At 72.8% G+C, this 8,871-nt stretch carries 7 protein-coding genes; 6 read left to right on the forward strand and 1 reads right to left on the reverse strand.

Annotated features, from left to right (window positions below; genetic code table 11):
* Positions 1-87 precede the first annotated feature (87 nt).
* Genes RIM90_RS12285 through RIM90_RS12300 form a run of 4 tightly spaced genes read left to right on the forward strand, consistent with a single transcriptional unit; the run spans position 88 to position 3,693 of the window.
* Entirely contained in the window at positions 88-1,011 is a 924-nt protein-coding gene (locus RIM90_RS12285) for an ABC transporter ATP-binding protein (protein ID WP_309060692.1), read from the forward strand.
* A complete protein-coding gene (locus RIM90_RS12290; RefSeq protein WP_309060693.1) occupies positions 1,008-1,757 on the forward strand; it encodes an ABC transporter permease in 750 nt (249 codons plus the stop codon). Before RIM90_RS12285 ends, RIM90_RS12290 begins: the two co-directional genes overlap by 4 nt.
* 27 nt (positions 1,758-1,784) lie before the next feature.
* A complete protein-coding gene (locus RIM90_RS12295) occupies positions 1,785-3,056 on the forward strand; it encodes a sensor histidine kinase (RefSeq protein ID WP_309060694.1) in 1,272 nt (423 codons plus the stop codon).
* Positions 3,049-3,693 carry a response regulator transcription factor gene (locus RIM90_RS12300; protein ID WP_309060695.1) on the forward strand — a complete coding sequence of 215 codons (645 nt, stop codon included), beginning with the start codon at positions 3,049-3,051 and terminating at the stop codon, positions 3,691-3,693. The genes RIM90_RS12295 and RIM90_RS12300 overlap by 8 nt, the downstream gene beginning before the upstream one ends.
* Before the next feature lie 32 nt (positions 3,694-3,725).
* On the opposite strand, the gene glgX is transcribed toward RIM90_RS12300, so the two are convergent.
* Positions 3,726-5,984 (reverse strand): glycogen debranching protein GlgX, encoded by a 2,259-nt coding sequence (glgX, locus tag RIM90_RS12305; RefSeq protein ID WP_309060696.1) that lies wholly within the window; start codon positions 5,982-5,984, stop codon positions 3,726-3,728.
* 200 nt (positions 5,985-6,184) lie between these two features.
* On the opposite strand from glgX, the gene RIM90_RS12310 reads away from it, so the two are divergent.
* Positions 6,185-7,405: an Ig-like domain-containing protein gene (locus tag RIM90_RS12310; protein ID WP_309060697.1), complete on the forward strand. Its 1,221-nt coding sequence runs from the start codon at positions 6,185-6,187 to the stop codon at positions 7,403-7,405.
* Positions 7,406-7,582: 177 nt separating this feature from the next.
* Complete coding sequence (locus tag RIM90_RS12315) at positions 7,583-8,824, forward strand: Ig-like domain-containing protein (protein ID WP_309060698.1); 1,242 nt, start codon at positions 7,583-7,585, stop codon at positions 8,822-8,824.
* Positions 8,825-8,871 lie beyond the last annotated feature (47 nt).

Here is an 8,871-nt window from a genome sequence, read left to right on the forward strand (position 1 = left end):
CGTATCCCTCCATCAGCCGATCGGCCGATGCCGTTTCGAGCGCGACGGCCGATGCGCGCCCGCCCCGCGCGCCGCGACGCTGGTGCCATGCCCGTCATCGAAGTCACCGATCTGCGCAAGTCCTACGGCGGCCGGCCCGCCGTGGACGGCGTCTCCTTCGCGGTCGAGGAGGGCGAGGTCTTCGGGATCCTCGGCCCCAACGGCGCCGGCAAGACCACCACCGTCGAATGCGTCGAGGGCCTGCGCGTCCCCGACGCGGGCCGGATCCGCGTGACCGGCCTCGATCCCGTCGCCGACCACGAACGGGTCGCCCGCGTCCTCGGAGTCCAGCTCCAGCAGAGCGAACTCCAGCCCAAGCTCACCGTCCGCGAGGCCCTGGAGCTGTACGCCGCCTTCCACCCCCGGCCCGCCGACTGGCGGCCGCTGACCGAACGCCTCGGGCTGAGCCAGCAGTTGAACACCCGGTTCGGCAAGCTCTCCGGGGGCCAGAAGCAGCGCCTGTTCATCGCGCTGGCCCTGGTCGGCGACCCCCGGGTGGTGGTGCTGGACGAGCTGACCACCGGTCTCGACCCGCGCGCCCGCCGCGACACCTGGCAGCTCATCGAGGACATCCGCGCGAGCGGTGTCACCGTCCTGCTCGTCACCCACTTCATGGAGGAGGCCCAGCGGCTCTGCGACCGGATCGCGGTGATCGACCGGGGCCGGGTGGCCGCCCTGGACACCCCGGCCGGGCTCATCCGCCGCTCGGCGGGCGCCACCGTCATCAGCTTCACCCCGTCCGCGCCGCTGGACGAGCGCGAGGTGAACGCGCTGCCCGGCCTCGCCTCGGTCGAGCACCAAGGCGGCCGCGTCACGCTGTCCGGCACGGACGAGACCGTCAACGCCGTCATCACGCTGCTCGCCCGCACGCACGTCACCGCGCACCAGCTCCGGGTCACCGACGCCACGCTGGACGACGCGTTCCTGGACCTGACGGGCACGTCCGGCCCGACCGAGGAGGTCTCGGCATGATCGCTTCCGTGTTCCACCCCGCCGTCCTGCGCGCCGAGATCCGCCTGTTCCGGCGCGAACCCGGCCACCTCTTCTGGATCATGCTCTTCCCCGCCCTGCTGCTGGGGATCCTCGGCTCCATCCCGTCCTTCCGCGAAGCCGACCCCTCCCTCGGCGGACTGCGCGCGGTCGACGTCTACGTACCGGTCACCGTGCTGCTCGGCGTGATCGTCGCCGGGGTGCAGGGGATGCCGCAGACCCTCACCGGGTACCGCGAGCACGGCATCCTGCGCCGGATGGCCACCACACCGGTCAGGGCCGCCGCCCTGCTGTCCGCGCAGATGCTGGTGTTCGGCGGGGCCGCCCTGGTCTCCGCCCTGCTCGCGCTCGCGGTCGGCCGGCTGGCCTTCGACGTACGGCTGCCGGGCCAACCGGTCGGATACCTCCTCGCGCTGCTCCTGGCCGCCCTCGCCTGCCTCGCCCTGGGGGCCCTGCTCTCCGCCCTGTCCCGTACGACGAAGGTCGCGACGGCGGTCGGGTCCGCGGCGCTGTTCCCCGCGATGTTCTGCGCGGGCGTCTGGCTGCCCGTACAGGCCATGCCCGACCTCCTCGCCTGCGTCGTCGGCTGGACCCCGTTCGGCGCCGCCGCCGAGGCCCTGGGCGACGCCGCGGCCGGTGACTGGCCGGGCTGGACGCACCTGGCCGTGACGGCGGCCTGGACGGTGCTGCTCACGGCCGCCGCCGCCCGCTGGTTCCGCTGGGAATGAGGGAGCGGCGTACCCGACACTGGTGCGATGACGCAGGCGGTGGAGAGCGCACGGGGGACCTTCACGGTCGAGCAGCGCTGGGAACTGTTCCACCGCTGGGGGCCGTACGCCCTGCTCGGCATCGGCACCGTGCTGGCGGCGGGCACCGTCTCGGCGGTGGGCATGACCCGCGGGGAGGTGTACGCGTCCGGCGCGCTCGTCGTCGCGGCCCTCGTGCTCCAGCTGTGGTGGGGGCGCGCGGCGCGCGCCCGCCCGGGACCGTCCCCGGCGGGCACCCTCTACTACGCGCTGCGCTGGGCCGTCGGCTTCGCCCTGACGTGGATGAACCCGCTGTTCGCCTTCCACGCGGTCATCGGCTACTTCGGCGCCGAACGGCTGCTGCCGCGGCGGCTCGTCACCGCCGGGCTGCTCGCCACCGCCGTCACGGTCGCCGGTTCGCAGTCCGGCGGGCTGCCGCCGCGCGACCGGATCGGCTGGATGGTCTTCGGCGCGGTCCTCTCCGTCAACGTCGCGCTGCTCTTCCTCTTCGCCCACCTCGCCACCCTGGAGGAGGACCGCGCCCGTGCCCAGGCCGCGACCATCGCCGAACTGGAGCGGACCAACACGGCGTTGCAGCAGGCCCTCGACGAGAACGCCGCCCTGCACGCCCAACTCCTCGTCCAGGCCAGGGAGGCCGGGGTCGCCGACGAGCGCCGGCGGCTGGCCGCCGAGATCCACGACACCATCGCCCAGGGGCTGACCGGCATCATCGCCCAGCTCCAGGTCGTGGTGAACACCGCGGACCCCCGGGTGGCGCGCGAGCACGCGGTGCGGGCCACGGACCTCGCCCGCGAGAGCCTCGGCGAGGCCCGCCGCTCCGTGCACAACCTCGTCCCGGTCGCCCTCGACCGGGACGGACTGCCCGAGGCCCTGAGGAAGACCGTCGCGGACTGGGGCGAACGCACCGGCGTCCGTGCCGGCCTCACCGTCACCGGCACTGCCGAACCGCTCCACGAGGAGGTCGCCGCCACCCTGCTGCGCATCGTCCAGGAGGCCCTGTCCAACACCGCACGGCACGCGAAGGCCACCCGGGCCGGCGTCACCCTCTCCTACATCGGCGACGAGGTCACCCTCGACATCCGCGACGACGGGTGCGGCTTCGACCCGCGCGTCCGCCCCGTCCGCACCGGCGCCGGCGGCTTCGGCCTCGACGGCATGCGCGCCCGCGCCGAGCGCATCGCCGGGTCCCTCACCGTGGAGTCCGAACCCGGTCAGGGGACGGCGGTGTCGGCTCGCGTACCGTTGGTCCGCCATGACTGACGACCCGGCCATCTCCCTCCTCATCGTCGACGACCACCCCGTCGTGCGGGACGGTCTGCGCGGCATGTTCGAGTCCGCGCCCGGCTTCCGCGTCCTCGGCGAGGCGGCCGACGGCAACGAGGCGCTGGAGCGGGCCGCCGCCCTGGACCCGGACGTGATCCTGATGGACCTGCGCATGCCGGGCGGCGGGGGAGTGGACGCCATCCGCGAACTGTCCCGCCGCGGCGCCCGCGCCAAGGTGCTCGTCCTCACCACCTACGACACCGACTCCGACACCCTCCCCGCGATCGAGGCGGGCGCGACCGGCTACCTGCTGAAGGACGCGCCGCGCGAGGAGCTGTTCACGGCGGTACGGGCGGCGGCCGACGGCCGTACGGTCCTCTCCCCGGCGGTGGCCTCCCGGCTGGTCTCCGCGGTCCGCACCCCCCGCTCGCCCGGCGGCGAACCGCTGTCCGCCCGCGAGCGCGAAGTCCTCGCCCTGGTCGCCCGGGGCACCTCCAACCGGGAGATCGCCCGCGAACTGTTCATCAGTGAGGCCACGGTGAAGACCCACCTCACCCACCTGTACGCCAAACTGGGCGTCAAGGACCGCGCCGCGGCCGTCGCGGCGGCCTACGACCGGGGGATCCTGGGCTGACGGCCGCGCGGACCGGCCCTCGCGCGGCCGGCTCAGCGCACCCGCAGCAGCAGCACCGTCCGCCCCGGCACCGCGATCACCGTCCCCGCCCGGTGCACGACGCCCGGCTCGGACGCCTGCTCCTCCCGTCCGGTGTCGACGACCACCTCGTACCGCTCGGCCCACGGCGGCCCCGGCAGGACGAAGTCCACCGGTTCCTCCCCGGCGTGCAGGACGGCGAGGAAGCTGTCGTCGAGGATCTGCGCCCCGTGCTCGTCGCGCCCCGGGATGTCCCGCCCGGAGAGGTACATGCCGAGCGTGGCGGCGGGCGCGTACCAGTCGGCCTCGGTCATCTCCGCGCCCCGCGGGGTGAACCAGGCCAGGTCGCGCAGCCCGTCCGCGGAGTGCGCGCGCCCGGAGAAGAAGGCCCGGCGGCGCAGCACCGGATGCCGGTGGCGCAGGGCGATCAGCCGGGAGGTCAGCTCGAACAGGGCCTTCCAGCCGGGGTCCTCCAGCAGGCTCCAGTCCACCCAGCCGGTCTCGTTGTCCTGGCAGTAGGCGTTGTTGTTGCCGCCCTGGGTGCGGCCCATCTCGTCACCTGCCACCAGCATCGGCACGCCCGTCGACAGCAGCAGCGTGGTCAGCAGGTTCCGCAACTGCCGCCGCCGCAGCGCCAGGACCCGCCCGTCGTCGGTCTCGCCCTCGGCGCCGCAGTTCCAGGAGCGGTTGTCGTCGGTGCCGTCCCGGTTGCCCTCGCCGTTGGCCTCGTTGTGCTTGCGGTCGTAACTCACGAGGTCGCGCAGGGTGAAACCGTCGTGCGCGGTGACGTAGTTGACCGAGGCGTACGGGCGCCGCCCGCCCCAGGCGTACAGGTCGCTCGACCCGGACAGCCGGTAGCCCATCTCCCGTACGTCCGGCAGGGCGTGCCGCCAGAAGTCCCGCACGGCGTCGCGGTACCGGTCGTTCCACTCCGTCCACAGCGGCGGGAACGCGCCCACCTGGTAACCGCCCGACCCCACGTCCCACGGCTCGGCGATCAGCTTCACCCGGCGCAGCACCGGGTCCTGGGCGATCACCGCGAGGAACGGGGAGAGCATGTCGACGTCGTGCATGGAGCGGGCCAGCGCCGCCGCCAGGTCGAAGCGGAAGCCGTCCACGCCCATCTCGGTCACCCAGTAGCGCAGCGAGTCCGTGATCAGGCGCAGCACGTGCGGCTGGACGACGTGCAGGGTGTTCCCGCAGCCGGTGTAGTCGGCGTAGCGGCGGGCGTCCGGCTGGAGGCGGTAGTAGCCGCGGTTGTCGATGCCCTTCAGGGAGAGCGTGGGACCCAGCTCGCCCGCCTCGGCGGTGTGGTTGTAGACCACGTCGAGGATCACCTCGATGCCCGCCGCGTGCAGGGCGCGCACCATCCGCTTGAACTCGCCGACCTGCTGTCCGGTCGTCCCGGAGGCGGCGTAGCCGGCGTGCGGGGCGAAGTAGCCGATGGAGTTGTAGCCCCAGTAGTTGCGCAGGCCCCGCCGCAGCAGATGGTCCTCGTGCGCGAACTGGTGCACCGGCAGCAGCTCCACGGCCGTGACGCCCAGCCGCACCAGGTGCTCGATCGCCGCGGGATGCGCGAGCCCGGCGTAGGTGCCGCGCAGTTCCTCGGGGATGCCGGGGTGCCGCCGCGTGAACCCCCTGACGTGCAGCTCGTAGATCACCGAGTCCGCCCACGGCGTCTTCGGCCGGTGGTCGTCGGCCCAGTCGTCGTCATCGTGGACGACGACACCCTTGGGGACGTACGGCGCGGAGTCCCGGTCGTCGCGCACGGTGTCCGCGACGTGCTGCTCCGGCCAGTCGCGGACGTGCCCGTACACCTCGGGTGACAGCCCGCCGGGGGCGTAGTCGCCGTCCACCGCGCGCGCGTACGGGTCGAGCAGCAGCTTCGCCGGGTTCCAGCGGGCGCCGGTCCACGGGTCCCAGCGGCCGTGCACCCGGTAGCCGTAGCGCTGCCCCGGCAGCACACCCGGCACGAAGCCGTGCCAGATCTCGTGCGTCAGCTCGGTGAGCCGGGCCCGGCTCTCCTTGCCCCGCTCGTCGAACAGGCACAGCTCGACGCCCTCCGCCCCGCCCGCCCACAACGCGAAGTCGGTCCCCGCCACCCCGTCCGGGCCCACCCGGAACCGGGCACCCAGCGGCATCGGCCGGCCCGGTCGTACGGGCACCGTGGGCGCGGGCGTCACCGGCCGCGCGCCGTTCACGACGACCGCCGGACGCCCGTCCCCGGTGGCCCGCTCCCCGGCCACCGCCTCCTGCTCGGCTGCGCTGGACACCTGTCAGCCTCCCGCGGCTCGTGGAACGACGGCGGACAGGGGCATGCAGCGGCTCCTTCTCCCGGCCTCTCCCGGTTCCGGCCGCGGCTCCCGGCGCGTCGTCCTCCCCCCTGTTCTTCCCAGCGCGTGCCTCGCACTCACGTTTCCCCGGGGGGCGGCATGGTCGTTTCCCGGGACCGCGGCCCGTCGTTGGGTACCGCGTGAGGCACGTACAAGGGCGCGCACGGCGCGCGAGGGCCGCACTGGCCGCCGTACTGACATGGGCAGGACTGCTGACCGGGGCCGCCGGCTGTACCCCGGACGGCCCCGTGGGCGGGGCGTTCGGCCCCCCGGCACCCGAGGAGGTCATCCACGTCGCACCCGACGACGGCAGCAAGAACGTACGCCCCGACGCCGGACTGCGGGTGCGGGTGCCGGACGGGCGGCTGGAGTCGGTGAAGGTCGTCATGTCGCAGGACGCCCGGGAGTCGCCGGTCCCCGGACGCGTCTCCGCCGACGGGCTGACCTGGAAGCCCGACGACGAACGGCTGGCGCTGGCCGCGAAGTACACCGTCGACGCGGTGGCCGTGGACGGCGACGGGCGCCGCTCGGCCCGCCACACCACCTTCACGACGTACGTCCCGGAGGAACGCTTCATCGGCTACGTCGCCCCGGAGGACCGCTCCACCGTCGGCACCGGGATGATCGTCTCCCTGGCGTTCAACCGGAAGATCGTCCACCGCGCGGCGGTCGAACGCGCCGTCCGCGTCACCTCCCGCCCCGCCGTCGAGATCCGCCCGCACTGGTTCGGCGACTCCCGCCTGGACTTCCGCCCCGAGCACTACTGGAAGCCGGGCACCCGGGTCACCGTCGAGCTGCGGCTGCGCGACGTGGAGGGAGCACCCGGGGTCTACGGCCTCCAGCACCGCACGTTCACCTTCACCATCGGCCGCAGCCAGGTCTCCGTCGTCGACGCGTCCCGGCACACCATGCAGGTCAGACGGGACGGCGAACTGCTCACCACCGTGCCGATCACGGCCGGGGCGCCGAAGACCACCACGTACAACGGCAAGATGGTGATCACCGAGATGCTCGAGGTCACCCGCATGGACAGCCGCACGGTCGGCTTCGGCGGCGAGTACGACATCCCCGACGTCCCGCACGCCATCCGGCTGACCGACTCCGGCACCTTCCTGCACGGCAACTACTGGACCGAGCCCGAGGTGTTCGGCCGCCGGAACGTCAGCCACGGCTGCATCGGCCTGCGCGACGTGAAGGGCGGTGGCGCGGACACCCCGGCCGGCTGGTTCTTCGACCGCAGCCTCGTCGGCGACGTCGTCGAGGTGGTCAACAGCAAGGACAAGAAGGTCGCCGCCGACAACGGTCTCGGTGGCTGGAACATGAGCTGGAAGGAGTGGACGGCGGGCAGCGCGGTGAAGTGATCCCCGACCGGCGGGCCGACCGCTCCCGGGGACGGTGAAGTTGGGACTGAACGGTGACAATCCCGCCGCGTCCCACGCCTCTGGCCTGGGGTTACTATGCGCCGGTGCGCGCGAGGGGCGCGCGGGGGCGGGGGTCCGGCCGGGGCCTGGGCCCGCCGAGGGGAGAACAAGTTGAACATGGGGCCGATAACGGGGGCGTCGGTGCGCGCGCGGGGACGCGGCGGCCGGAAGCTGGCGGCGCTGACGCTCGGGGTGATGCTGGCGGTGACCGCCTGCGGTGGCGGGGGAAAGGATTCCGCTTCCGGCTCGGGTGACGGCAAGAGCAAGGACAAGGGCTCGACCGCGGCACAGAGCAAGCAGTCCGAGGCCGTCGTCGGCATCGTGCCGAAGGACGGCGCGAAGTCCGTGGAGACCAGCGGCGCGCTGAAGGTGAGCGCCGTCAAGGGCAAGCTGACCGAGGTCGTCGTCAAGGACCCGGACGGCGAGGAGGTCGAGGGGAGGATATCCGGCGACGGCGCCACCTGGACGCCGTCCACCCACCTGGCCGCCTCCACCAAGTACACCGTGCACGCGGTCGCCAAGGACTCCGAGGGCCGCACCGCCGCCGAGGACTCCAGCTTCACCACCCTGACACCGGAGAACACCTTCATCGGCAGCTTCACCCCCGAGGACGGCTCCAAGGTCGGCGTCGGCATGCCGTTCTCCCTCCGCTTCACCCGGGGCATCACCAACCCCGACGACGTCGAGAGGGCCATCCGCATCACGACGGAGCCCGCCGTCGAGGTCGAGGGCCACTGGTTCGGCAACGACCGCCTCGACTTCCGCCCGGAGAAGTACTGGAAGCCCGGTACGAAGGTCACCGTCGACCTCAACCTCGACGGCGTCGAGGGCCGGCCCGGCGTCTACGGCGAGCAGGACAAGACCGTCTCCTTCACCATCGGCCGCAGCCAGGTCTCCGTCGTCGACGCCAAGAAGCTCACGATGAAGGTCATGCGGGACGGCAAGCTCATCAAGACCATCCCCGTCACCACCGGCAAGGCCGGCATGGAGACCTGGAACGGCGAGATGGTGATCAGCGAGCGGCTGACGGTGACCCGGATGAACGGCGAGACGGTCGGCTACGGCGGCGAGTACGACATCAAGGACGTCCCGCACGCCATGCGCCTGACCACCTCCGGCACCTTCCTGCACGGCAACTACTGGGGCGGCGACGCCTTCGGCAACTACAACGCCAGCCACGGCTGCATCGGCCTGCGCGACGTGCGCGGCGGCTGGGACAAGAAGGCGCCGGGCGCCTGGTTCTTCGACAACTCCATGATCGGTGACGTCGTGATCGTCAAGAACTCCAACGACGCCACCGTCGCCCCGGACAACGGCCTCAACGGCTGGAACATGTCCTGGGAGAAGTGGAAGGCGTAGCCCTTCACGGCCCTTCACAGGCCCTTCGCGCGGCGTGCGCGGCCCCG

It is taken from the genome of Streptomyces sp., assembly GCF_031181555.1.
Classification (GTDB): domain Bacteria; phylum Actinomycetota; class Actinomycetes; order Streptomycetales; family Streptomycetaceae; genus Streptomyces; species Streptomyces fimbriatus.

Coding starts and splice junctions, on each gene's coding strand:
- RIM90_RS12295 (WP_309060694.1), top strand. CDS start 1,785: ATGACGCAGGCGGTGGAGAGCGCACGGGGGACCTTCACGGTCGAGCAG.
- RIM90_RS12285 (WP_309060692.1), top strand. CDS start 88: ATGCCCGTCATCGAAGTCACCGATCTGCGCAAGTCCTACGGCGGCCGG.
- RIM90_RS12290 (WP_309060693.1), top strand. CDS start 1,008: ATGATCGCTTCCGTGTTCCACCCCGCCGTCCTGCGCGCCGAGATCCGC.
- RIM90_RS12300 (WP_309060695.1), top strand. CDS start 3,049: ATGACTGACGACCCGGCCATCTCCCTCCTCATCGTCGACGACCACCCC.
- RIM90_RS12315 (WP_309060698.1), top strand. CDS start 7,583: ATGGGGCCGATAACGGGGGCGTCGGTGCGCGCGCGGGGACGCGGCGGC.